This window comes from Rummeliibacillus sp. POC4, from assembly GCF_003576525.1.
Taxonomy (GTDB): Bacteria; Bacillota; Bacilli; order Bacillales_A; family Planococcaceae; genus Rummeliibacillus.
This window is the reverse complement of the sequence record NZ_QWUA01000005.1, coordinates 1-24,110: the sequence shown is the minus strand read 5'-3', so window position 1 is coordinate 24,110 and position 24,110 is coordinate 1. Positions and strand designations below refer to the sequence as shown.

Below are 24,110 nucleotides of genomic sequence, written 5' to 3'. Positions count from 1 at the left end.
AGTCTTGAAAGCTCCTTTACTCAGTTAGTTCTGCAATAAGGCGGTCTTCATTCCACACTTCTATACCAAGTTGTTCGGCCTTTGTGAGTTTTGAGCCTGCCTCTGCTCCGGCAATGACAAGGTCAGTCTTTTTACTTACACTACCTGTCACCTTTCCACCTAGTTCTTCTATTTTCGCCTTTGCTTCTTCACGTGTCAATTGTTCTAATTTACCAGTTAACACAATTGTTTTGCCTACAAATGCACTTACGATTTCTTCTGCATTTACTTTTTTGCCTAAGTATTTCATATTTACGCCAACTTCACGTAAACGTGCTATTAATGCCTGCACATCTTCACTATCGAAATAGGAAACAATGGAGTCTGCCATTTTTTCACCAATTTCAAATACATTGATCAGTTCTTCTTCTGTTACTGACATTAAACGATCTATCGTTTCGAACTCTTCAGCAATAAGTTTTGCAGCCTTAGCTCCTACATGGCGAATTCCTAAACCGAATAATAATCTTTCCAAAGAGTTCTTTTTAGATTCCTCAATGGCACTTACTAAGTTTGTAGCTGATTTTTCACCCATGCGCTCCAATTGAACAAGTTCTTCTACCTTTAAGTGATATAAATCAGAAACGTCTTTGACAAGTTTTGATTTTAATAATTGTTCAACAACCTTTTCCCCACAGCCATCAATATTCATCGCATTGCGGGATACAAAATGCGCCATTCCTTCTGAGATTTGAGCGAAACATTGCGGATTAACACAACGTAATGCCACTTCGCCTTCTATACGAACTAATTCGCTTTCACATACAGGACAGTGCGTAGGCATGGAAAACGGTTCACTATCGTCACTACGTTGGTCGAATAATACAGACACAACTTCTGGAATAATATCTCCAGCCTTACGAATAATGACTTTGTCCCCTATACGGATATCTTTTTCACGGATAATATCTTCATTGTGCAGTGTGGCACGTTGTACAGTAGTTCCTGCAACTTGTACAGGTTCTAAAATAGCTGTTGGTGTAACAACACCCGTACGTCCTACTGTTAGATCAATATCTAATACCTTTGTCACAACTTCTTCAGCCGGGAATTTATAAGCAATTGACCATCGAGGGACTTTCACTGTATTTCCCAGTTCTGCTTGTTGAGCATATCGATCAACTTTAATGACAATACCATCGATTTCATACGGTAATGTTGGTCGCTTTTCAGTCCATTCATCGATATAAGCCATCACTTCTTTTATATTTGCGCACTTACGACGTTCATGATTGGTTTGGAAACCTAAATGATCCATATAATCTAAAGCTTCACTATGACTTGTTAAACCAAATGCTTCACCACTTCCACCTACCGCATAGATAAACGTCGCTAAGTTCCTGCTTGCAGCAATTTTAGGATCTAGTTGACGTAAAGATCCAGCTGCAGCATTTCGTGGATTTGCAAATAGCTCTTCTCCGTTTTCTGCACGAGCTTTATTTAAATTGGTGAAAGAACGTTTTGGCATATAACATTCCCCACGTGCTTCTATTGTGACAGGCTCCGTTAAACGTAATGGTACAGAGTGTACTGTTTTTAGATTTTCTGTAATATCTTCGCCAATCGTCCCATTTCCTCGTGTAGAGCCTTGAACAAATAATCCATTTTCATACCGTAGTGAAATAGCTAAGCCATCGATTTTTAACTCACACACATAAGAGAAGTGATCACCAATAACTGATCTAACTCGGCGATCAAAATCATTCAAATCGCCTTCATTGAAAGTATTTCCTAAACTCAACATAGGATATTGATGTGTCACCTTTTGGAAGCCAGAAAGGATTTCACCGCCCACTCGTTGTGTAGGGGAATCAGGGTAGATTAAATCCGGATTTTCCTTTTCAATAGCAATTAGTTCATGTAGAAGTTGATCGTATATTGCATCTGGTACAACCGGATTATCTAATACATAATAGGCATGTCCATATTCATGAAGAAGCTTATTTAACTCTGCTACACGCTTTTCCAATTGAATTCTATCCATTTGTTTTCCTCCATTATGCTTAGACTTTTTCGATTGGAGCGAATTTCGCTAATAATCGTTTAATACCAGTTGGACTTGGGAAAGCAATATCTAATTCGGTATTTTCTCCCTCTCCTCTGACAGCAACCACTGTGCCAGTCCCCCATTTTTTATGGGCAGCTTTGTCTCCTGCCTTCCAACCGATTTGATCGCCACCTGTTTGTTTATACGTTGACGTAATAACTGTTTTATGTGTTTGCGGCGCAACATATCCAGATGTACGACGGTTCGATGAACTAAAGTAATTATTCCTTGAAGAATGCTCATTTGTAGAAACTTCTTCTAAAATTTCTGTGCCTATTTCTTGTAAGAATCTTGATGGACGATTAAAACTACTACGTCCAAAAATCGTACGTGATTGAGCACATGTCAAATATAATCGTTGTTCTGCTCGCGTAATTCCTACATAACACAAACGTCTTTCTTCTTCCATTTCATCTTCATCTTGGAGTGAACGAGAGTGTGGAAAAATATTTTCTTCCATGCCGATGATAAAAACAACCGGGAACTCTAAGCCTTTTGCAGAGTGCATTGTCATTAAGACAATAGAACCTTTGGATTCATCTTCTTTATCCAGTGTATCAATATCTGCTATTAATGCTAAGTCTGTCAAAAATGCTATTAATGATTTGTCATCACTTTGTTCTTCAAATGCTTTTGTAACTGTTAGGAATTCATCGATATTTTCTAGTCGGCTTTCTGCTTCGATTGTTTTTTCATTTTTTAACATCGTACGATATCCGGTTTTATCCAGTACTTCTTCTACTAATTCTGTAACAGACATATACTCTTGCATTTTAGTAAAGTTAGAAATCATTGTATGGAAGGCTGCTGCGGCATTTGTTGCTCTTGCAGATAACCCCATAAAGTCTACTTCATTTAATGCATCGAAGATCGAGCGATCCTGATCAATTGCATACTGAGCCATACGTTCAAATGATGTTGCACCAATGCTTCGTTTTGGTTCATTGATAATACGTGCTAATGATAAATCATCATCATTATTGGCTATTAACCGTAGATATGCGAGTAAATCTTTAATCTCCTTACGGTCATAGAACTTTGTTCCACCAACAATGGTGTAACCCATATTCGATTTCACTAGCATTTCTTCCATCACACGTGACTGAGCATTCGTACGATATAAAATAGCAAAATCATCCAACTGTCGATGTTCTGTCTCCATCAATTCTTGAATAGTCTTCACCACATATTGTGCCTCTTGCTTTTCATCATATGAACGGTAAACAAAAATTTTATCGCCCTCTTCGTTATCTGTTCGAAGCTCTTTAGGGTAACGACTAGCGTTATTCTTTATGACGTCATTTGCTGCTTGTAAGATGCGAGAAGTTGAACGATAATTTTGTTCCAACATGATAACTTTTGCTTTCGGATAATCTTTTTCAAAAGATAATATATTTTGGATATCTGCACCACGCCAACGATAAATAGATTGGTCAGAATCCCCTACTACACAAATATTTTCAAATCTTTTCGCCAACATTTTCACAAGACGATATTGTGAATGGTTCGTATCTTGGTATTCATCAACATGAATATATTGGAATCGATTTTGATAGTATTCTAAAACATCAGGTACTTCTTCAAATAAGCGAATTGTTTGCATGATTAAATCATCAAAATCTAAGCTTTGGTTTTTCCGTAAACGCTTTTGGTAGTTTTCATATACTTGTGCCACCGTACGTTCATATGGATTTGCCTCATTTACTTGTTGTTGATAAGTTTTAACATCTACGCATTCGTTTTTTGCCGAACTAATTGCATTTAACATTGAACGTGGATCAAAACGTTTTGAATCAATATTCAACTCTTTCAAAGCGTTTTTAATGACTGTTAACTGATCAGATGTATCTAAAATCGAAAAGTTTTTGTTAAAACCAATTCGATCAATATCACGGCGTAATATTCTTACACACATAGAGTGGAATGTTGAAACCCACATGCGTTCTCCTGTACCATTACCTAGCAGTCCATCGATTCGTTCTCGCATTTCGCGTGCTGCTTTGTTCGTAAATGTAATAGCTAAAATTTTAGAAGGATATACTTGTTTTTCTATAACTAAATACGCGATTCGATGTGTTAAAACGCGCGTTTTACCAGAGCCTGCACCTGCCATTATAAGTAGTGGCCCTTCTGTCGTTTTGACAGCTTCTTCTTGTTCTTTGTTCATACCTTTTAATAAATTCTTCGTAAGCTGTTCCATAACGCACCACCTTATACAAACATTTGTTCTAATTATACTCTATTATAATTTTTCTTTCACTGATTTTACTGCTAATACTGTTTTTAAGGCTGTTTTAATATTGTCATAAATGACATTACCAATAACAACTGTATCTGCATGTTCTGCCATCTCTTCAGCTTGAGCTATTGAAGTAATGCCCCCACCATAAATGAGTTGTGTTTGTTCAAGTTCTTGACTAACCGTTTTAACTAATTCTGGGTCACCATATGTGCCGCTATATTCCATATAAAAAGCCGGTAGTCTAAAGAACTTTTCAGCCAATCTTGCATATGCAATCACATCATCAACATCTAAATCTGTTTTTGCATTCGACACTTTAGCTGCCTTACAATCACTGTTTAAAATGCAGTATCCTTCTGCAATTAGTTCATCCCAAACCATTACATCACCAAATGCCTTAATAGCTTCGTGATGTAAATCTTTTACCCAAGTTGTATCATCGCTATTTAATACTGTAGGGATTAAATAATAATCGTAACCTGGTATAACTGATTCTAAATTAGAAATTTCCAATGCCACAGGAACTGTAAAACGACGAATACGAGCTAATAAATCAAGAACTCCATCAATTGTTACATCGTCGGTTCCTCCTACTATAATGGCATCTGTTCCTGATTCACACAATGCTTCAAGGTCTTCATCTGATATTTCTTTTGCCGGATCTACTTTGAACACATGCTGCCAATTTTTTATCTCCATACATTCCCCACCTAACTATATTTCTGTCTCTTAACAGTATACACAAAACATCCCTTTAGCTACTATTAGCGAAGTAGTTTATCATCTTAAAACGGAAAAAACTGAACAGAATCTGTTCAGTTTCTTAATCCTTATGTTCGTACATTCAAAAGTTGGTCTTATTTAGGAGCTTGGAAAGGCTTTTCGTCTGGATAAAGACGTCCCAACATCTCATCATAAGTATCATTTCCATAATCAAAACATCTGCGTACACGAGAAATTGTTGCAGTAGATGCACCTGTTTCTTTTTTTATCGTTTCATAAGTTTTTTTCAAACGTAATAAATGCGCCACTTCAAAACGTTGCGCTAATGATTGAATTTCACTGATTGTACATAAATCGTCAAAGAACTTATAACATTCTTCTATATTATTTAATTCTAATACAGCTTTAAATAGTTGGTCTGTTTGATGGCCTTTTATTTTCTCAATTTGCATTTACCATTTCCTCCTTCCTATTTGGGTTCCTAGCGATTTAGTCCAGGATTGGAAGGTTTAAGTTGATCCCATGATGGACAAAACATACACAAATGTTGCATGTTTTTAAGTTCGCCGCTTCCCTTAAACATCGATATATCTTATCATAAACATTTTACCATCATGTAGATGTGAATTTCAATTTAACGCTTTAAAGCACTACTATCTCATTACAGACGGAAATAGGACCTTTTTCTTCATCACATCGAAAATGCCTCTTTGTGTAATTCGAATATATGGTAAATGTGTAGATTGCAAAAATAGTAACGTATAAATCGCATCTCCATGTGGATATCCTCGTTCTGCTAATGCAACTTTTAGTGCTTTTTCTTGCTCAATTAGCTTTTCTAGAGGTTCAGCTGAAAGTCCTCCACCAATTGGTAACGGCAAGCGTTCGACGACCTCTCCATTTTCAACAATGACAATTCCGCCATCCATCTCTTTCATCACGCGGAATGCCTGTAACATTGCCTGAATATCTTTCCCTATTAATATGATATCCCCAGTGCAAGAATACGAAGATGCAAAGCCTTGTAGTTTATTTGCGAAACCTTTAATCAATGTATTAACGCGCCATTTTCCTTGACGATCGATCAACATTAAATAACATTCATCATGCTCTTCACTTAAATGTCCATCATTAGTATGCACAGATACTTTGTACGGTTTTGTAATCACATCATTTACCATTTCTATTCCGAATGGCATTGAAAACTGACAGTCTTCTTCTGTAATATCAAAATCAATATCTAAAGAACCTAATGCAGAAAAATCAGTACCATCCAAAGATTGTACCTTTTTACCATCACGTTTTAGCCATACGCCTTTTGATAAAACACTTAAAGGTACTGGATGATATTCATCTTGTAATATATTCAATGTTGCATAGCGGCCTGTTGCTATAAAGCCATGAAGATCAGTCATATTGTAATAACGAGCGACATTATATGCTGCCATTTGATACGCATCAATCGGATTAACACCCGCATCTAGTGCGATTTGGATACATTGATCCATTAGCCCGTTTTCATAAAATGATGGAGTTGCTCCATCTGTTGTCATCATCAAATGATCAAAAATATCTAAATCTTTATCTAAAATTTCTTTTAGAAGATTTGGTAAATCAGGGCGTATTGAAGAATGTCTCAATGTAACAGCATAACCATGAAGTATTCTATTCTCTACTTCTTCTAGTGTCATAGATTCATGATCCCCATCTGTTCCAAACAATTTCATACGCGCTAAAGTACGAGAAGATGCTCCAGGTAAATGTCCTTCAATCTTCTTACCATATGACTTTGCCACTTGTAACCAATAAAGCATCTGATCATCACCAGCTATTAATCTTGGCCAGCCGGTTAACTCTCCTCCTAATAACACATCTCGACGTTCCAACCATTCATGGATAGATGTAGTTGTAAATAAGTCATGTTCATGAAGTAATTCTGTTTGTGAATCGAATCGAGCCCACCAATAAAATGAAAATGGTAATTGTTTTAGTTGGTCTAAAATTGAAAACGCTTTCTTGTTGCTGATTTTTAAAAAGAATGTCATGTTGTCTGAGAAGAATGTAGTTGTTCCTAGTTGAGCAGAATAATCCGCTAATGATTGGGGATTATAAAGTTGAAATGGATGTACATGTGGTTCGATATAGCCTGGAACAATTGTTTGTCCCTTCACATTTACGATTTCTGTTCCTTTTGTATTTGCTGGCATTTTAGGACCTGCATAGACTATGCGATCTTCTAAAATCCAAATATTCCCCTGCATCCATCGTTTATACATGCTATGTAAATAACGTGCATTCGTTAACACAATGCTGGGTGCAATTTTACCATCTATAACAGCAATTTGCTGTCTAATTTCTCCAATTTTCCACGCTGGATCAATCATTTCATCCATCTCCTTTCTTAAAAGTGTGCGCTTTTTTGGCACGATTATTTTATAAATGAAAATTTCTATTTAGATGTTTTTATTATATTTTATATCGTATCATAGCACTTTGAGAAAGCCAAGTAAACAAGTAAGTTTTAATATTATTTACAAACTGGAGGTTGAGTAGATGGCTTTAGAAGAAAACTTAAGTGCAAAAGGTGCTTTTACTCGATTTGCTTGTGGTGCTACTTGTACAGCTCTAGGTATTAGCAAGCTTGTACGTAAACCTGATTGTTTAAAGGGAAGAGCTCTAATCATTTTTGGAGCGATGAAAATGGCAGAAGGTATTTCAAAATATTGCCCTACAAAGGCTGTATTAAATAATTCTATTTCTTCACTTTTGAGCGAAATGCAGACAGGACTCTCTGGCATGGCTTCAGTAGCAGGTGCAGGTTCTGGATCAAGTTCTAAATCCGGTTCAAGCTCAAGCTCTAATTCTGGTTCAAGCTCTGGTTTTGGATCTAGCTCTAATTCTTCTAGTTCCGGTTCTGGATCAAATTCTAGTTCTGGTATGGATTCTACACTTAGTGCAGTAGCTTCTGCTGTAATGGGAGGAGCTGGAACATCCTCTGGGAATAATCCATTGTCTGGTGTTACGCAAATTGTAAAAGACATAACAAACTCTGCTATGTCAAACACTTCAGGTAATTCCCAACAACAAAACAAGCAGCAAGCTAATTCTCAAAACAACTCCCAACAGTCTTCTGCTTCTAGCCAGAAAACAAATTCTAGCCAACAAGCTAGCTCTGGTCAACAAAACAAGCAAAATCAACAGGCTAATTCCAGCCAAAACAAATCAAACCAAAACCAGCAGCCTAATTCTAACCAGCAATCCAAATCAAAAGGAACGACAGGACAATCGTAAAGTGAACTGCCCGAAGTTAATTCGGGCAGTTTTTTAAACTTTTCTTTTAAGTATGAGACGAGGAGTATCTATATTCCATCGGGATTTGGTTTAATGTTTTAAAATATCATTTTCCAATATCCCATTTTATATAAAATTCTTATCGAACACTTTCTTCTTTTAAGTTTCTCCATCCAATATCTTTGCGATAGAAAAATCCATTCCAATCTTCCTTCGCTAATCCCTGATAAACGATTTGTTGAGCTTCTTTTAATGATGATGCTTTTGCTGCTACTAGTAATACACGACCACCATTCCCTATATATTGGTCATCTTGTCCTTTAGTTCCTGCATGGAAGACTAAAAAGTTTTGTGACAATTCTGTTAAATCCGGAAGTTGTTTTCCCTTTATCACTTCACCAGGATAGCCTTCAGAAGCAATTACTACCCCCAACATTGCCTCTTGTGACCATGTTAGTTCAAATGGTTGTTCATGCATTAAAGCCATCATAAATTCGCCAAAATCTGAAGTCATTCTTGGTAACACAACTTGTGTTTCAGGATCCCCAAAACGTGCATTAAACTCGATGACTTTTGGGCCTTCCTCTGTTAAAATTAGCCCGGCATACAAGATTCCCGTAAATGGCGTTCCCTCTGCAGTCATTGCTTTTACCGTAGGTTCTACAATTTCACTATAAGCGCGTTGAATTACATCATCAGAAATTTGTGGAACTGGTGAATACGCACCCATTCCCCCGGTATTTGGACCTTTATCACCGTCATATGCACGTTTATGATCTTGTGCAATAACCATTGGATAAATTTGTCCATTGTGCACAAATGACATATATGAGAATTCTTCACCCTCTAAAAATTCTTCAATCACAACACGAGAAGACGATTCTCCAAACCGTTGGTTACCAATCATATCTTGGACAGCTTCAATTGCCTCTTGTTCAGTCATCGCTACAATTACGCCCTTACCAGCAGCAAGACCATCTGCTTTTACTACAATAGGTGCCCCTATTTTTTGAATATACAAAGTTGCCTGTTCTGCATCTGTAAATGTTGCATAAGCTGCTGTTGGAATATTATATTTTTGCATTATTTCTTTTGCAAATGATTTACTACCTTCAATTCGAGCAGCAGCTTTAGTCGGCCCAAAAATTAGTAATCCTTCGGCAGTAAACGCATCAACAATTCCTTCAGCTAAAGGTTGTTCAGGACCCACAAAAGTCAAATCAATGCTATTTTTCTTTGCAAAAGTAATCAATGCATCAAAATCGGTGGAAGCAATTTTGACACAAGTAGCATCATGTACCATCCCATCATTACCTGGTGCGACAAATACATTTTGAACAGATGGAGAATGAGCAAATTGTTTTGCAATCGCATGCTCTCGACCTCCACTGCCTATAACTAAAATATTCAACTAGAGTCCCCCTTATGTAAAAGAAACACGCTCAAATTTCTGGCGTGTTCTTTTTATGAAATATTTGTTAAAAATCTTAAAAAATAGTCATTCTTAATAGTTTAGTGTTTAAAATGACGTACTCCTGTTGTAACCATAGCGATGCCGTATTTATTTGCTACATCGATTGAATCTTGATCGCGCTTTGATCCTCCCGGATGAATAATTGCTGTAATACCAGCCTTTGCTGCTTCTTCTACTGTATCAGGCATTGGGAAGAAAGCATCTGATGCTAAAGCTGCTCCTTTTGCTTTTTCACCTGCTTGTTCCAATGCAATTTTAGCTGAGCCTACGCGGTTCATTTGTCCAGCGCCTACTCCTAAAGTCATTTTGTCATCTGTTACCACAATTGCGTTAGATTTTACATGTTTTACGACAGACCAACCTAATTTTAAAGCTTCCCATTCTTGTTCAGTTGGTTGACGTTCAGATGTTACTGTAATTTCTGCATCATCAAATCCTTTACGATCTGGTTCTTGAACAAGCAATCCACCTTCAACAGATACTGTATTGAATTGATCACGTTTTTGTTGATCAAATGAGATTTTTAGTAGGCGAACATTTTTCTTAACAGTTAATTTTTCAATTGCTGCTTCTGTGAACCCTGGTGCAATAATAATTTCTAAGAAGATACTAGCAAGTTTTTCAGCCGTTTCTGCATCTACTTCACGGTTAAGTGCTACGATTCCACCGAATATAGATGTTGAGTCTGCTTCATAAGCTTCGTTAAATGCTTGTGCAATGGTTTCACCACTACCAACACCACAAGGATTCATATGTTTTACTGCAACAGCAGCTGGTTGTTTGAACTCTTTAATAATTTGAAGTGCAGCATTTGCATCTTGAATATTGTTATAAGAAAGTTCTTTTCCATGCAGTTGTTCAGCATATGCAATGGAGAAATCTGAACCAAGACGTTTTTGATAAAATGCTGCTTTTTGGTGAGGATTTTCGCCATAGCGAAGTGGTTGTTTTAGCTCGTATGTTAATGTTAGTTGTTCAGGGAATTCTTCACCTAAATAATCTGTTAAGTAATTTGAAATGTATGAATCATATGCAGCTGTATGGCGGAATACTTTAGCTGCTAGATGACGGCGTGTTTCAAGTGTTGTTGCCCCATTTGCTTTCAACTCTTCAAGTACTTTAGGATAATCATTAGCATCTACAATTACAGTTACGTACTTTTGGTTTTTGGCAGCTGAACGTAGCATTGTAGGACCACCAATATCGATATTTTCAATTGCATCTGCAAATTCGACATTTGGTTTTGAAATGGTTTCAACAAATGGATATAGGTTTACACATACAATTTCGATTGGTTCGATACCATGCTCTTGCATTTGAGCTTGATGCTCTGGATCGTCATATTTTGCAAGAAGTCCACCATGAATCATAGGATTTAACGTTTTGACACGTCCACCTAAGATTTCTGGGAATTTTGTTACTTCATCTACAGATGTAACTTTTACTCCGTTTTCTTGTAAGTGTTTTTTAGTTCCACCAGTCGATAAGATTTCATAGTCTAAAGCCTCTAATTCTTTTGCAAATTCTAAGATACCTGATTTATCAGAGACACTAATTAACGCACGTTTTGACACAACAATTTCCTCCTTGAGTTTAGCCAACAATATGCTGGTATGTAGATTTCGACTATAATAGCCTTATTATTTTAATAACAATTGCAATGCAGCTGAGTAAATCTCGTGTTCTACTTCATGAATCGCTTTTTCTGTTTTTACTGGATCACAGTCGATGACATTAACGGCTCTTTGCATAATAATCTTACCTGTGTCCATACCTTCATCTACAAAGTGGACTGTAACGCCTGTTACTTTTACACCGTGATTTATCGCTTGTCCAATGGCGTCTTTTCCAGGAAAAGACGGTAACAGTGATGGATGTATATTAACTATTCTGGATGGAAAAGCGGATAACAATGTCTTTCCAACCAAACGCATATACCCTGCAAGAACCAACCATTCTACTTTTAACTCTTGTAACACCTTTAAGATTTTCTTTTCATAATCTTCTTTTGTTTCGAAATTTTTTGGATTTAGTGCTAATACCGGAATACCTTTTTCTTTTGCGCGTGTTGTAACATAAGCATCTGGATGATCCGTTACTACTAATTCGATCGTAGCTTGTAATTGTCCATTTTCAATATTTTCCTGAATTGCTTGAAAATTAGAACCACTACCTGAAGCAAATACTGCAATAGATGCCTTTTTTTCCATTATACTAAACTCCCATCATGTTCACCGTTGAAAATAACCCCTTTTCCTTCAACGACACGACCGATTGTATAAGCTTTTTCACCATGCTCTTGTGCAATTGCAATGACACGATTGGATTCTGCTGCAGGTACTGCCAATACGAAGCCAATCCCCATATTGAAAACATTATATAAATCACGTTGTTGTAAATTGCCTTGTAGTTTTAAATATTCAAAGATTGGCAATACAGGCCATGAACCTAAGTCAATAGCAGTTGCAAGTCCTTCTGGCATCATACGTGGAAGATTCTCATAGAAACCTCCTCCAGTTATATGAGCCATACCATGAATATCGCACTCTTTTAACATTTGAAGAACAGGCTTAGCATAGATTTTGGTTGGTGTAAGTAACGCTTCACCAATTGGGCCAAGTTCCTCAAAACCTTCAACAACAGTATCTGGTGTTAAACCAGCATCATTGAACACAAGCTTACGTACTAGTGAATACCCATTAGAATGGACTCCACTTGAAGCAAGTCCTACTAAAACGTCACCTTCTGTAATACGCTCCCCTGTTACAATATTCTCTTTTTCAGCAGCCCCTACTGCAAAACCTGCTAAATCATATTCATGAATATCATAAAGCCCTGGCATCTCTGCTGTTTCTCCACCGATTAATGCCGCACCAGATTGTACACACCCATCAGCTACACCTTTTACTATGCTCTCAATTTTTGCAGGATCAGCTTTACCAACAGCAACGTAGTCTAAGAAATACAGTGGTTCTGCCCCTTGCGCTACGATATCATTAACGCACATGGCTACACAGTCAATACCTATCGTGTCGTGTTGATCCAACATAAAAGCAAGTTTTAGTTTTGTTCCCACACCATCTGTTCCAGAAATAAGAACTGGTTCTTTCAAGTTCAATTCAGACAAATCGAACATGCCACCGAAGCCACCAAATGTACCTAATATCCCTTTACGTGCTGTACGTTCTACATGTGATTTCATACGTTGCACAGCTTCGTAACCTGCTTCGATATTCACACCTGCTTGTTCATATGCTTTTGACATGATGTCTTCCTCCTTTGATTAATGTACCAATTCTTTTTCGTGTGGCAAGATTGTATCTGGGAAAATCTCTGTCGGATATTTTCCTGTAAAACAAGCTAGACAATGCCCGCAATTTTGACCTTCATCCGTTCTGCCAATCGCTTCGACCATTCCTTCTACTGATAAATAAGTCAATGAATCCGCTCCGATTGCTTCACGAATCTCTTCAACACTATGGTTTGATGCAATCAGCTCTTCATGTGTAGAAGTATCAATCCCGTAATAACATGGATTCGTCATAGGTGGTGAACTAATAACAACATGTACTTCTTTTGCACCGGCATCCTTTAACATATTCACAATACGTCTTGAAGTCGTACCACGTACAATCGAGTCGTCTACCATCACTACCCTCTTACCTTGGACCACTTGACGAACTGGTGAGAGTTTCATCTTAACGCCTTTTTCACGCATTTCTTGAGAAGGTTGGATAAACGTACGACCAACATAGCGGTTTTTGATCAATCCCAATTCATACGGAATGCCCGTTTCCTCTGAGAAACCGATAGCTGCTGAAATACTAGAGTCAGGAACTCCTGTTACAACGTCCGCTTCAATATTGGCCTCTTTTGCAAGTTGTTTTCCTAAACGTTTACGTGCCATATGGATGTTAATACCGTCGATATCTGAATCTGGTCGAGAGAAGTAAACGTATTCCATTGTGCAAATAGCACGTTCTGCAGGGTACGCAAACTTTTCTGACTTCAATCCTTCATCATTGATTGTTATTAGCTCACCCGGTTCAACAGAACGAATAAATTCCGCTCCAATAATGTCAAACGCACATGTTTCAGAAGCGACTACCCATGCATCATCTAGCTTTCCAAGTGATAAAGGACGCAATCCATGAGGATCTGAAGCAACTAGCATCTCATCTTCTGTCATGATTAAAAATGCATAAGCACCTTTTAGTAACGTTAGAGCATTTTTCGCCCGCTCATTCATAGAACCAAACCCACTTCGCTTCAATAAATGAGCTAATACTTCCGTATCAGAAGTTGTTTGGAATATACTTCCTTGTCTTTCTAAATGTTTTTTTAAATGATTCGCATTCACCAAATTACCATTGTGAGCAATAGAAAGACTTCCTGTAGATGACCGGAAAAGCAATGGTTGAACGTTTTCAATTCCACCACCACCAGCAGTTGCATAACGTACATGAGCAATTGCAGCTTTCCCTTCAAGCTGATCTATTTTATCTCCTGTAAACACTTCGTTAACTAAGCCTTCACCTTTTACAGCTTGCAGCTTTTCGCCATCTGTTACGACAATACCAGCACCCTCTTGACCACGGTGTTGAAGAGCGTGTAAGCCATAATAACTTATTTGAGCAGGATTTGGATGCCCCCAAATACCGAATACTCCACATTCTTCGTTTAAGCCTCTGATTTCACCAAGCATGGGATAGCTCCTTTCCAAGCATCTTGGAATTCTGATACAGAACCTTCGATTAAGATTTCGCCAACTTCATCACGAATGATTAATTGTTGTTCATTCAGTACATGACCAATTTTTACAGCATCTTGAATCGTCGCTTCAAACGCTTCTACATTTTCTTCTTTTACAGAAACTAAGAAACGAGATTGAGTTTCACTAAACAATGCTGTCACTGCAGAGCCATTTACATTTACTTCTGCACCAAGTTCTGTTCCAAATGTTGTTTCTGCTAATGCGACAGCAAGGCCACCTTCTGCTAAGTCATGAGCAGATTCAACAAGTCCTTGTTGGATAGCACTTAATAATTGTTCTTGTCTTTTTGCTTCTACGTCCAAATCAATTTCTGGTGCTAGACCGAAAATCTGTCCCTCATTAAGTAGCTTTTGAAGTTCAGAGCCACCAAATTCAGTTTTAGTTTCACCAATCAGGTAAATAAAGTCTCCGGCTGCTTTTACTTTTTGTGTAGTTGTATGTGCTAAATCTTCTACTAAACCAACCATACCGATTGTAGGAGTAGGATAAATAGCAACACCACTACGTTCGTTATAAAGGGACACGTTGCCACCTATAACTGGTGATTCTAATGCTTCACATGCTGCAGAAATACCGTCTGCTGATTTTTCAATTTGCCAGAAGATTTCAGGCTTTTCAGGATTACCGAAATTTAAGCAATCTGTAATGGCTAATGGTTTTCCTCCTGAACATACAATATTACGAGCTGCTTCAGCTACTGCAATTTTGCCTCCTACTTCAGGATCTAAATAGATATAACGAGAGTTACAATCCGTTGTCATTGCAAGGCCTTTGTTTGTACCTCTTACACGTAGTACAGCTGCATCCGATCCAGGAGCAACAACAGTCGATGTACGTACTTGGTAATCATATTGATCGTAAACCCATTCTTTCGATGCAATAGTTGTTTGTTTCAGAAGAGCTAATAATGTTTCTTTATAATTTTCAACAGTCGGTTCTTCATTTTTCATTTTCTTAAATTCTGCAAAATAAGCTGGTTCTGCAGATGGTTTATGGTAAACTGGTGCATCCTCTGCCAATGCATCTGCAGGGACATTCGCTACAACTTCACCTTTATGTATTAAGCGAAGCATTTTGTCTTCTGTGACATGACCAATTGCAACAGCATCTAAACCGTATTTAACAAATAGGTCGATAACTTCTTGTTCATGTCCTTTTTTCACGACGATTAACATACGCTCTTGTGATTCAGAAAGCATCATTTCATAAGGAGTCATGTTTGTTTCACGTTGTGGTACTAAGTCTAGATTCATCTCAATACCAAACCCTGCCTTAGAAGCCATCTCTGCTGAAGAAGATGTAAGCCCTGCAGCACCCATATCTTGAATTCCTACAAGACATTCATAGTTTACAAGTTCTAGGCATGCTTCTAATAACAATTTTTCCATAAATGGATCTCCTACCTGTACAGCTGGGCGTTTTTCTTCAGAAGATTCACTTAATTCTTCCGATGCAAATGTTGCACCATGAATGCCATCTCTACCTGTTTTAGCCCCGACATACATCACCGTATTTCCTACTCCGGAAGCAATCCCTTTTTGAATGTCCTTATGGTCGATTAAGCCAACACACATAGCATTTACTAATGGGTTTCCTTCATAACAAGGATCGAATTGAATTTCACCGCCAACTGTTGGAATCCCGATACAGTTTCCGTACCCAGCAATCCCTGCCACAACTTCTTCAAATAAATATTTTACTCGTTTAGAGGCATCTAGCTCTCCAAAACGTAAGGAGTTTAACATCGCAATAGGTCTTGCACCCATTGAAAATACATCACGAATAATACCGCCAACACCTGTAGCAGCACCTTGATAAGGCTCTATTGCAGAAGGATGATTGTGTGATTCCATTTTGAAAACAACCGCTTGTTCATCACCAATATCAACAATTCCTGCACCTTCCCCAGGTCCTTGTAATACTCGAGGCCCTTTTGTTGGAAACTTACGAAGAACAGGTTTGGAATTTTTATAAGAGCAATGTTCAGACCACATAACAGAGAATAGACCCGTTTCTGTCCAGTTTGGTGTGCGTCCTAGAATGTTTTCTACTAAGGCAAATTCTTCGTCAGATAACCCCATTTGTGCGTATAACTTTTGCTCTTTAATTTGCTCTGCTGTAGGTTCAAGCTTGGACATATGATTCCCTCCACTGTTTGACAATCGATTTGAATAAGGCAAGCCCGTCTGCGCCGCCTATTAATTCATTCACTGCTCGTTCTGGATGAGGCATCATACCTAGAACATTTCCTTTTTCATTGATAACACCAGCGATGTTTTCAATACTGCCATTAGGATTTTCACCTTCATACGTAAAGACGATTTGGTTATTGTCTTTTAGTTTTTGTAAGGTTTCACCATCACAATAGTAATTACCTTCACCGTGAGCGATTGGTATTTGAATAACTTCGTCTTGATCATATTGGTTTGTAAATAATGTGTTGTTGTTCGCTACCTTTAAATTTACTTTCCGACACATAAATTTAAGGTTTTTGTTTCGTAAAAGTGCTCCTGGCAATAACCCTACTTCAGTTAAAATCTGAAATCCGTTGCATACCCCAAGTACTGGTTTACCTGCTTCAGCTGCTTTTACTACTTCTGCCATTACATTTGAAAAACGAGCAATTGCACCACAGCGGAGATAATCTCCATAAGAGAACCCTCCTGGCAATAAAATACCGTCATACCCGCTTAAATCTGTTGCATCGTGCCATACGTATTCTACTTCTTCACCGAGTTCATCTTTAATCGCGTGATACATATCTAAATCACAGTTGGACCCCGGAAATACGAGTACTGCGAATTTCATCGTTAGTTAGCCTCCTCGATTTCATAACGGTAATCTTCTATTACTGTATTTGCTAGTAGCTTTTCACTCATTTCTTTTACAATGCCATCGATATCGCGTTCTGAAGGATCGATTTGCAATTCTAAATATTTACCAATGCGAACATCTGCCACTTCGCTATAGCCCATAGTATGTAATGAACCTTTTACTGCTGATCCTTGTGGGTCTAATACACTTTCGCGAAGCGTTACATAGATTTTCACTTTTTTCATTTAGTTACTCCTCCTAGACGAGATAATATGATTTCATACACTTCAGTTAAATCACCAAGATTACGACGGAACACATCCTTATCAAGATGTTGCTTTGTTTTTGCATCCCAAAGGCGACATGTATCAGGTGAAATTTCATCTGCTAATAATACATGACCATTTTCATCACGACCAAATTCTAATTTGAAATCTACTAAAATTACATTAATATCGTAGAAAAATGGACGTAAGATATCATTTACCATTAAGCCATTGTCGTAAAGGGCCCTCACTTCTTCTTTAGAAGCAATGCCCATTACGTCAATGTGTTCTTCCGAGATCATTGGGTCTCCAAGGTCATCATTTTTGTAATAAAATTCTACGATTGGTCGTTTTAGAGGTGTTCCTTCTTCAATCCCCAATCGTTTTGCAAGGCTACCAGCTGCGATATTACGTACTACCAATTCAATTGGAATAATATCGACTTTCTTCACAAGTTGTTCGTTATCTGAAATTTTTTCAACGAAGTGTGAATCAATACCAGCATTTTTGAGTTTTTCAAAGATCAATGATGTAATGCTGTTATTTAAAACACCTTTACCTGCTATTTCTGCTTTCTTTTCACCGTTGAATGCTGTAGCACTATCTTTGTATTCAACAAACAAAATGTTTTCATCTTCTGTTGCATACAATTTTTTTGCTTTTCCTTCATACAAAAGTTGACCTTTTTCCACTTTAAATTCCCCCGGTTAGGTTAGTTATTTAGTTTAAGCCTAGACGTTCGAAAATCATGTCTACATTTTTCAAATGGTAGTGATAATCGAAACAATCGTCTATCTCTTCTTTAGATAGATAAGATGTAATTTTCTCATCTGCTTCGACAAGTTCGCGGAATTGAATTTGTTCATCCCATGCTTTTGCAGTTAATGGTTGAACAGTATCATAAGCTTCCTCACGTACAAGACCCTTGTCGATCAACGCAAGTAACACACGTTGTGAATAAATCAAACCAAAAGTACGTCCCATATTACGTTTCATATTCTCTGGGAAGACAGTTAAATTTTTCACGATATTACCAAAACGGTTTAACATATAATTCAAACCAATTGTTGTATCAGGTAGGATGATACGTTCTGCAGATGAATGAGAAATATCACGTTCATGCCATAAAGAAACATTTTCATATGCAGTTAGCATGTGGCCACGGATTACACGTGCCATACCAACCATATTTTCAGAACCAATTGGATTACGTTTATGTGGCATTGCAGAAGATCCCTTTTGACCTTTTGCGAAGAACTCTTCAACTTCACGTGTTTCTGACTTTTGAAGTCCACGAACTTCAGTTGCAAATTTTTCAATTGATGTAGCAATTAATGCAAGAGCTGCAATATATTCAGCGTGACGATCACGTTGTAATGTTTGCGTTGAAATTGGTGCAGCTTGAAGGCCTAATTTTTCACAAACATATTGTTCTACAAATGGATTAATATTGGCGTAAGTACCAACAGCACCTGAAATTTTACCTGTTTCAATTGTTTTAGCTGCTGCTTCAAAACGTTGTAAGTTACGTTTCATTTCTTCATACCACAGAGCAAGTTTTAAACCAAAAGTAGTTGGTTCAGCATGTACACCATGAGTACGGCCCATCATGACAGTATATTTATGTTCTTTTGCCTTTTCAGCAATAATGTCGATAAAATTATGAATATCTTTTCTTAAGATTTCGTTTGCTTGTTTTAATTGATATGAAAGAGCTGTATCTACAACGTCTGTAGAAGTTAAACCGTAGTGAACCCATTTACGTTCTTCACCAAGTGATTCTGAAACGGCACGTGTAAATGCTACAACATCATGACGAGTTTGTTTTTCAATTTCTAAAATACGGTCAATATTAAATGTTGCATTTTCTCGAATTTTTGCAACATCTTCTTTTGGAATTTCACCTAATTCTGACCAAGCTTCACAAGCTAGAATCTCTACTTCTAACCATGCTTGATATCTGTTTTCATCTGTCCAAATTGCGCCCATCTCTGGACGAGTATAACGTGCTATCATGTTTGTCTCCTTCTATTCTGCCCAAATAGCAGAATCGTTAATTTCTCTAATAGTATGATCAAGATCATCCGTCATAATTGTAACATGACCCATCTTTCTATTCTTCTTTGCTTGTTTTTTTCCGTAAAGGTGAATAGACCAATTCGGATATTTTGATAATGAATTCGTTACTGGAATCACATGTTGTCCTAGAATATTGACCATAACGGAAGGACTCCATAATTTCGGCTTACGTAATGGCCAACCACATACTGCACGAACATGTTGATGGAATTGTGAAATATTACAAGCTTCAATTGAATAATGTCCAGAATTATGTGGACGTGGAGCCAATTCGTTAATCACAACCGTTCCATCTTCTAGTACGAACATTTCGACAGCTAATGTACCAACTAGTTGTAAGTTGTCTGCGATCTTTTCTGCAGCTTCAATTGCTAGTTTTGCGGTCTTTTTTTCAATTCTAGCCGGTACAATTGTTTCATGAAGTATATGGTTAACATGAATGTTCTCACCGATTGGCAAACAATAGGTTTCACCTTGACCATTTCGTTGAACAATGACCGAAATCTCTTTTAAAAACGGTACAAAGGCTTCAGCTACGCAAGCGGAATGATCAAATAATGGGGCTACAAGTTCTAAATCATCATAAGAGTAAACGGTTTGTTGCCCTTTTCCGTCATATCCGCCTCGTGCTGTTTTGACGATACAAGGATAACCTATACTTTCTATATTCTGTACTAACTCATTAAAATTCTGACATGCTATGTAATTCGCAACAGGGCACCCTGATTGAGTAATTGCTTTCTTTTCTAGGATTCTATCCTGTGTAATTTTGATAAGCTCAGCACCTTGTGGTACATAAGCAACTTCTGTTAGTCTTTTCAAACCTTCATAATCGATATTTTCAAATTCAAACGTAATAACATCACTAACTTCAGCCAATTCTTCAAGAGCTGTTTTATCGTTATAAGGTGCTACAATTCGAATATCAGCTACTTGACCACATGGTGAGTCCATTGTTGGCTCTAAGACCGCAATTTTAAAACCGGCTTCTTTTGCAGCTAGTGCCATCATACGTCCAAGCTGGCCACCACCGATAATACCGATTGTTTGACCAGGAAAAATCGTTTTTATCACTGTAATTCACCTGTGCTTTCTAAAGCCTTCATTTTCATCATTTGTCGTCTTGCTTCGATTTTTTCAGTAATATTAGAATCAGTTGTTGATAATATTTGAGCTGCTAATAATCCTGCGTTTGTTGCCCCTGCTTTCCCAATTGCCACCGTTGCTACTGGTACGCCTCCTGGCATTTGTACTATTGACAGCAAAGAATCAAGGCCATTCAAAGCCCTAGACTGTACTGGCACACCGATAACAGGTAACGTAGTTTTTGCAGCAACCATACCAGGTAGATGAGCTGCTCCCCCAGCACCAGCAATAATTACTTGTAAGCCTCTTCCTCTTGCTTCAACAGCATATTCAAACATTAAATCAGGTGTGCGATGAGCAGAAACTACCTTTTTTTCATACGAGATTTTTAATTCGTCCAAAATATCACATGTATACTTCATCGTTTCCCAATCACTTGAACTTCCCATGATGACGCCAACTCTCGGATTCATATATGTACGCCTCCTAATAAATTACGCCTCTATAAATTGATATCGAAAATTTGTTTTGTTACATCTCATTGAAGCCTTTAGCTTCTCTTACATCATGTATTAAAATAAAATTAAAAAACCCTTAGATACCCGATTCACCATAGTATTACTATGCATGAAAAGCAGATATCTAAGGATTTATAAGTCACACAGCTATGAAAGTATTAAACTAAACACTTTTAGCCTACTTATCAATTCCTATAGTCGCTTTCCCGCATAGTCCAGCATTTACGGTGCCGGGTAGAGACACTAGAGCCAATCCTCTAGCATATATGGGGATTCAATGTTTTTCTTCTCACATTTTATCAAGAGAAGGAATTTAAGTCAATAGCAAATACGAACATTGAAATTTTAGTATATAACATTGTTCGTATTTTATTGATTTTTTGATTTATTTTTCGATTAAAATGCCTTTAAATTTAATAATTTGGCGAATAGGAACAGGTTTTCCGTTCACCATTTGAAAAAGAGGCTCCTCTTTTCTTCCTACTGGCATATACCCTTGTTTCTTCATTCTTTCCAAACAGGCGTCAATTGTTTCTGTTTCGTCTACTTCAAACCATACTTGTTTTTTTGACACTTTCTCACTTCCTCATCTGAATCTGTTTATATTATAACGGTTAGCCCATTTGAGTTCTATCTAACAAGATTCCTGTATCCTAACATACAGCACAACAAAGATTCTAGTCCGATTCCATAACAAAAAGCAAAAAGTATTTTTAATAAGTATACATAAAATTTTCTGAATGTCTTTAAGTAATTGTTGAAACTTCAAAAAAGGCAATAAAAAAAGCGTAGTTTTCATACTACGCTAGATGGCATTTATACTTAAATTTCAATTTCTTTTTCTTGCTTCAATCGCGCCACTCCTGTTGAAATAGCCGCTAATTTAACTGCCTCTGCAACCGTTTCTGTAACTCTCATATCGAAGATCTCTGGGACGATGCGCCCTTCAATTAAATCCTTTTCAGTAATGATGGATGCAATTGCATTGACTGCTGCAAGCTTCATCTCCTCATTGATATCAGATGCACGAACATCTAATGCACCTCTAAAGATACCTGGAAATGCCAGCATATTGTTAATCTGATTTGGATAATCTGATCTCCCAGTAGCAATTATTCGTACTCCCCACTTAATTGCATTTTCATATGAAATTTCAGGATTTGGATTTGCTAATGCAAACACTATTGGGTTTTCTTTCATAGATTGTATCATTTCTTCAGTCAAAACATTTGCTGCTGATACACCGATAAAAATATCTGCACCTTTTAATGCATCTTCCAGTTTACCTTCAAGTCCATCTAAATTACTGAACTTTGCAATACGCTCTTTCATCGAATTCATCCCATGCTCGCGATTCCTGTGAATAATTCCATTAGAATCACAAACAATCAAATGTTCAAACCCTAAATCACGTAACAAACGTAAAACGGATATTCCTGCAGCGCCCGCTCCATTAATAACAATTCGTACATCTTTTATGTTCTTGTTAACAATTTTCAATGCGTTCAATATCCCCGCACCAACTACAATTGCCGTACCATGTTGATCGTCATGGAAAACAGGGATATTACATTCTTCTCTTAATCTTTCTTCAATAATAAAACAGCGTGGTGCTGAAATGTCCTCAAGGTTAATCGCTCCAAATGTTGGACTGATTGCTTTTACTACTTGAACAATTTCTTCTGGATCCTTTGTATCCAAACAAATAGGAAAGGCATCTACATTGGCAAAACGTTTTAAAAGAAGTGCTTTTCCCTCCATAACAGGTAATGCAGCTTCCGGCCCGATATCCCCCAAACCAAGCACCGCTGTACCATCTGTTACTACGCCTACTAGATTTCCTTTCATTGTATAATCGTAAACAGAGTTAGCATCATTCTTAATTTCAATGCAAGGCTCTGCTACACCAGGTGAATATGCTAAACTTAAATCTTCTATCGTTTCCACCTGTATTTTCGTTTGCACATCTAATTTCCCCTTCAATTCTTTGTGCAAATCTAACGCCTGTTCTCTTAAACTTTTCAATGCTCATACAACCCCTTTTAAAATAAAGTACCTTTCAGCCATCTCCTTAAAGCTTAAAATTGTTGTTCTACGTTGCATTTTAACTCGTAATAACATAATAATTATTACCGTTATAAAGATATATAATAGTAGACGATTGAAGTATTGTCAATATATTTCGAAAATTCGATATATTTTATTGATTTATCCCGATGAATTTCTTGATTTATAAAATCACTATTTATTGCACGATAAGATACCAAGAAAAAACGGAATTCTATAGAGGTTTTTCTAATCTTTATTTTAGCGTTTTATAATATTTTGTCACTTAATCGAACAAGCTGTCGAAAATCAAATTAAGAAAAAATGAAGATTGAATTTGGAAGAAGGGAGTTTTAGTTGGGATAGCGGAAAGAGTGATGATAGTCAAAGCTAGCGGTACAAGTGCTTAAATAAAAAAAGGTACTACCGATTATATCAGCAGTACCTTAATCGCCTAGCAACGTCCTACTCTCGCAGGGGGACAGCCCCCAACTACCATTGGCGCTAAAGAGCTTAACTTCTGTGTTCGGCATGGGAACAGGTGTGACCTCTTTGCCATCATTACTAGACTGTTCGGCTTCCAATATACATCGCACTACTGCGTCAATTTCGCTCATTCACATCCTCATGTACTTAAGTACATTGCGGTGTTCATTCACTCATTTCCTTGTATTGCTCGTATCTTGAAACCCTCAAATACCAAGAAAGAAT

General features: G+C 37.4%; 20 protein-coding genes, 1 rRNA gene and 1 riboswitch. Of the genes, 1 reads left to right on the top strand and 20 read right to left on the bottom strand.

Features of this window, described 5'->3' with window-relative positions; all coding sequences use genetic code 11:
* Positions 1-16 precede the first annotated feature (16 nt).
* From ligA to D1606_RS02210, 5 genes are all read right to left on the bottom strand, one after another.
* Positions 17-2,023, bottom strand: coding sequence for an NAD-dependent DNA ligase LigA (gene ligA, locus D1606_RS02230; protein ID WP_119414398.1), 2,007 nt, complete (start codon positions 2,021-2,023; stop codon positions 17-19).
* Between the two features lie 19 nt (positions 2,024-2,042).
* Positions 2,043-4,286 carry a DNA helicase PcrA gene (gene pcrA, locus D1606_RS02225; protein ID WP_119414397.1) on the bottom strand — a complete coding sequence of 748 codons (2,244 nt, stop codon included), beginning with the start codon at positions 4,284-4,286 and terminating at the stop codon, positions 2,043-2,045.
* Positions 4,287-4,328: 42 nt separating this feature from the next.
* Positions 4,329-5,027: a heptaprenylglyceryl phosphate synthase gene (gene pcrB, locus D1606_RS02220; RefSeq protein WP_119414396.1), complete on the bottom strand. Its 699-nt coding sequence runs from the start codon at positions 5,025-5,027 to the stop codon at positions 4,329-4,331.
* Between the two features lie 158 nt (positions 5,028-5,185).
* Positions 5,186-5,503: a YerC/YecD family TrpR-related protein gene (locus D1606_RS02215; protein ID WP_119414395.1), complete on the bottom strand. Its 318-nt coding sequence runs from the start codon at positions 5,501-5,503 to the stop codon at positions 5,186-5,188.
* A gap of 201 nt (positions 5,504-5,704) precedes the next feature.
* Entirely contained in the window at positions 5,705-7,435 is a 1,731-nt protein-coding gene (locus tag D1606_RS02210; protein ID WP_119414394.1) for an adenine deaminase C-terminal domain-containing protein, read from the bottom strand.
* 169 nt (positions 7,436-7,604) lie between these two features.
* Here D1606_RS02210 and D1606_RS02205 point away from each other — a divergent pair, with 169 nt between their 5' ends.
* Positions 7,605-8,342: a hypothetical protein gene (locus D1606_RS02205; protein ID WP_119414393.1), complete on the top strand. Its 738-nt coding sequence runs from the start codon at positions 7,605-7,607 to the stop codon at positions 8,340-8,342.
* 139 nt (positions 8,343-8,481) lie between these two features.
* On the opposite strand, the gene purD is transcribed toward D1606_RS02205, so the two are convergent.
* The 15 genes from purD to rrf all read right to left on the bottom strand — a co-directional run bounded on the left by purD (position 8,482) and on the right by rrf (position 23,968).
* Entirely contained in the window at positions 8,482-9,753 is a 1,272-nt protein-coding gene (purD, locus tag D1606_RS02200; RefSeq protein WP_119414392.1) for a phosphoribosylamine--glycine ligase, read from the bottom strand.
* A gap of 101 nt (positions 9,754-9,854) precedes the next feature.
* On the bottom strand, positions 9,855-11,390 hold the full coding sequence (gene purH, locus D1606_RS02195) for a bifunctional phosphoribosylaminoimidazolecarboxamide formyltransferase/IMP cyclohydrolase (RefSeq protein ID WP_119414391.1): 1,536 nt from the start codon (positions 11,388-11,390) through the stop codon (positions 9,855-9,857).
* 66 nt (positions 11,391-11,456) lie between these two features.
* Positions 11,457-12,026 carry a phosphoribosylglycinamide formyltransferase gene (gene purN, locus D1606_RS02190; RefSeq protein WP_119414390.1) on the bottom strand — a complete coding sequence of 190 codons (570 nt, stop codon included), beginning with the start codon at positions 12,024-12,026 and terminating at the stop codon, positions 11,457-11,459.
* On the bottom strand, positions 12,026-13,081 hold the full coding sequence (gene purM, locus D1606_RS02185) for a phosphoribosylformylglycinamidine cyclo-ligase (protein WP_119414389.1): 1,056 nt from the start codon (positions 13,079-13,081) through the stop codon (positions 12,026-12,028). Before purM ends, purN begins: the two co-directional genes overlap by 1 nt.
* An 18-nt stretch (positions 13,082-13,099) precedes the next feature.
* Complete coding sequence (gene purF, locus D1606_RS02180) at positions 13,100-14,521, bottom strand: amidophosphoribosyltransferase (protein ID WP_119414388.1); 1,422 nt, start codon at positions 14,519-14,521, stop codon at positions 13,100-13,102.
* Positions 14,497-16,728 carry a phosphoribosylformylglycinamidine synthase subunit PurL gene (purL, locus tag D1606_RS02175; RefSeq protein WP_119414387.1) on the bottom strand — a complete coding sequence of 744 codons (2,232 nt, stop codon included), beginning with the start codon at positions 16,726-16,728 and terminating at the stop codon, positions 14,497-14,499. Before purL ends, purF begins: the two co-directional genes overlap by 25 nt.
* Positions 16,715-17,398 (bottom strand): phosphoribosylformylglycinamidine synthase subunit PurQ, encoded by a 684-nt coding sequence (purQ, locus tag D1606_RS02170; protein WP_119414386.1) that lies wholly within the window; start codon positions 17,396-17,398, stop codon positions 16,715-16,717. The genes purL and purQ overlap by 14 nt, the downstream gene beginning before the upstream one ends.
* A 2-nt stretch (positions 17,399-17,400) precedes the next feature.
* On the bottom strand, positions 17,401-17,649 hold the full coding sequence (purS, locus tag D1606_RS02165; protein ID WP_119414385.1) for a phosphoribosylformylglycinamidine synthase subunit PurS: 249 nt from the start codon (positions 17,647-17,649) through the stop codon (positions 17,401-17,403).
* Complete coding sequence (gene purC / locus D1606_RS02160; RefSeq protein WP_119414384.1) at positions 17,646-18,362, bottom strand: phosphoribosylaminoimidazolesuccinocarboxamide synthase; 717 nt, start codon at positions 18,360-18,362, stop codon at positions 17,646-17,648. The genes purS and purC overlap by 4 nt, the downstream gene beginning before the upstream one ends.
* 28 nt (positions 18,363-18,390) lie before the next feature.
* Positions 18,391-19,686, bottom strand: coding sequence for an adenylosuccinate lyase (gene purB, locus D1606_RS02155; protein ID WP_119414383.1), 1,296 nt, complete (start codon positions 19,684-19,686; stop codon positions 18,391-18,393).
* Positions 19,687-19,698: 12 nt separating this feature from the next.
* Positions 19,699-20,823, bottom strand: coding sequence for a 5-(carboxyamino)imidazole ribonucleotide synthase (gene purK, locus D1606_RS02150; RefSeq protein WP_119414382.1), 1,125 nt, complete (start codon positions 20,821-20,823; stop codon positions 19,699-19,701).
* Positions 20,820-21,308 (bottom strand): 5-(carboxyamino)imidazole ribonucleotide mutase, encoded by a 489-nt coding sequence (gene purE / locus D1606_RS02145; protein WP_119414381.1) that lies wholly within the window; start codon positions 21,306-21,308, stop codon positions 20,820-20,822. Before purE ends, purK begins: the two co-directional genes overlap by 4 nt.
* 236 nt (positions 21,309-21,544) lie before the next feature.
* Positions 21,545-21,643: riboswitch (purine riboswitch) on the bottom strand.
* 95 nt (positions 21,644-21,738) lie between these two features.
* Positions 21,739-21,927 (bottom strand): NETI motif-containing protein, encoded by a 189-nt coding sequence (locus tag D1606_RS02140; protein WP_119414380.1) that lies wholly within the window; start codon positions 21,925-21,927, stop codon positions 21,739-21,741.
* A 248-nt stretch (positions 21,928-22,175) separates the two neighbouring features.
* Positions 22,176-23,378, bottom strand: a complete 1,203-nt coding sequence (locus D1606_RS02135; protein ID WP_119414379.1) for an NAD(P)-dependent malic enzyme — start codon at positions 23,376-23,378, stop codon at positions 22,176-22,178.
* 473 nt (positions 23,379-23,851) lie between these two features.
* A 5S ribosomal RNA gene (rrf, locus tag D1606_RS02130) occupies positions 23,852-23,968 on the bottom strand.
* Between the last annotated feature and the right edge of the window lie 142 nt (positions 23,969-24,110).

What these genes read in the sequence shown, in the direction of transcription:
- purM (WP_119414389.1), bottom strand. Translation starts at nt 13,081, where the DNA reads ATGTCAAAAGCATATGAACAAGCAGGTGTGAATATCGAAGCAGGTTAC.
- purE (WP_119414381.1), bottom strand. Translation starts at nt 21,308, where the DNA reads ATGAATCCGAGAGTTGGCGTCATCATGGGAAGTTCAAGTGATTGGGAA.
- purN (WP_119414390.1), bottom strand. Translation starts at nt 12,026, where the DNA reads ATGGAAAAAAAGGCATCTATTGCAGTATTTGCTTCAGGTAGTGGTTCT.
- ligA (WP_119414398.1), bottom strand. Translation starts at nt 2,023, where the DNA reads ATGGATAGAATTCAATTGGAAAAGCGTGTAGCAGAGTTAAATAAGCTT.
- pcrB (WP_119414396.1), bottom strand. Translation starts at nt 5,027, where the DNA reads ATGGAGATAAAAAATTGGCAGCATGTGTTCAAAGTAGATCCGGCAAAA.
- purS (WP_119414385.1), bottom strand. Translation starts at nt 17,649, where the DNA reads ATGAAAAAAGTGAAAATCTATGTAACGCTTCGCGAAAGTGTATTAGAC.
- purF (WP_119414388.1), bottom strand. Translation starts at nt 14,521, where the DNA reads ATGCTTGGTGAAATCAGAGGCTTAAACGAAGAATGTGGAGTATTCGGT.
- purQ (WP_119414386.1), bottom strand. Translation starts at nt 17,398, where the DNA reads ATGAAATTCGCAGTACTCGTATTTCCGGGGTCCAACTGTGATTTAGAT.
- D1606_RS02210 (WP_119414394.1), bottom strand. Translation starts at nt 7,435, where the DNA reads ATGATTGATCCAGCGTGGAAAATTGGAGAAATTAGACAGCAAATTGCT.
- pcrA (WP_119414397.1), bottom strand. Translation starts at nt 4,286, where the DNA reads ATGGAACAGCTTACGAAGAATTTATTAAAAGGTATGAACAAAGAACAA.
- purL (WP_119414387.1), bottom strand. Translation starts at nt 16,728, where the DNA reads ATGTCCAAGCTTGAACCTACAGCAGAGCAAATTAAAGAGCAAAAGTTA.
- purB (WP_119414383.1), bottom strand. Translation starts at nt 19,686, where the DNA reads ATGATAGCACGTTATACTCGTCCAGAGATGGGCGCAATTTGGACAGAT.
- D1606_RS02215 (WP_119414395.1), bottom strand. Translation starts at nt 5,503, where the DNA reads ATGCAAATTGAGAAAATAAAAGGCCATCAAACAGACCAACTATTTAAA.
- D1606_RS02205 (WP_119414393.1), top strand. Translation starts at nt 7,605, where the DNA reads ATGGCTTTAGAAGAAAACTTAAGTGCAAAAGGTGCTTTTACTCGATTT.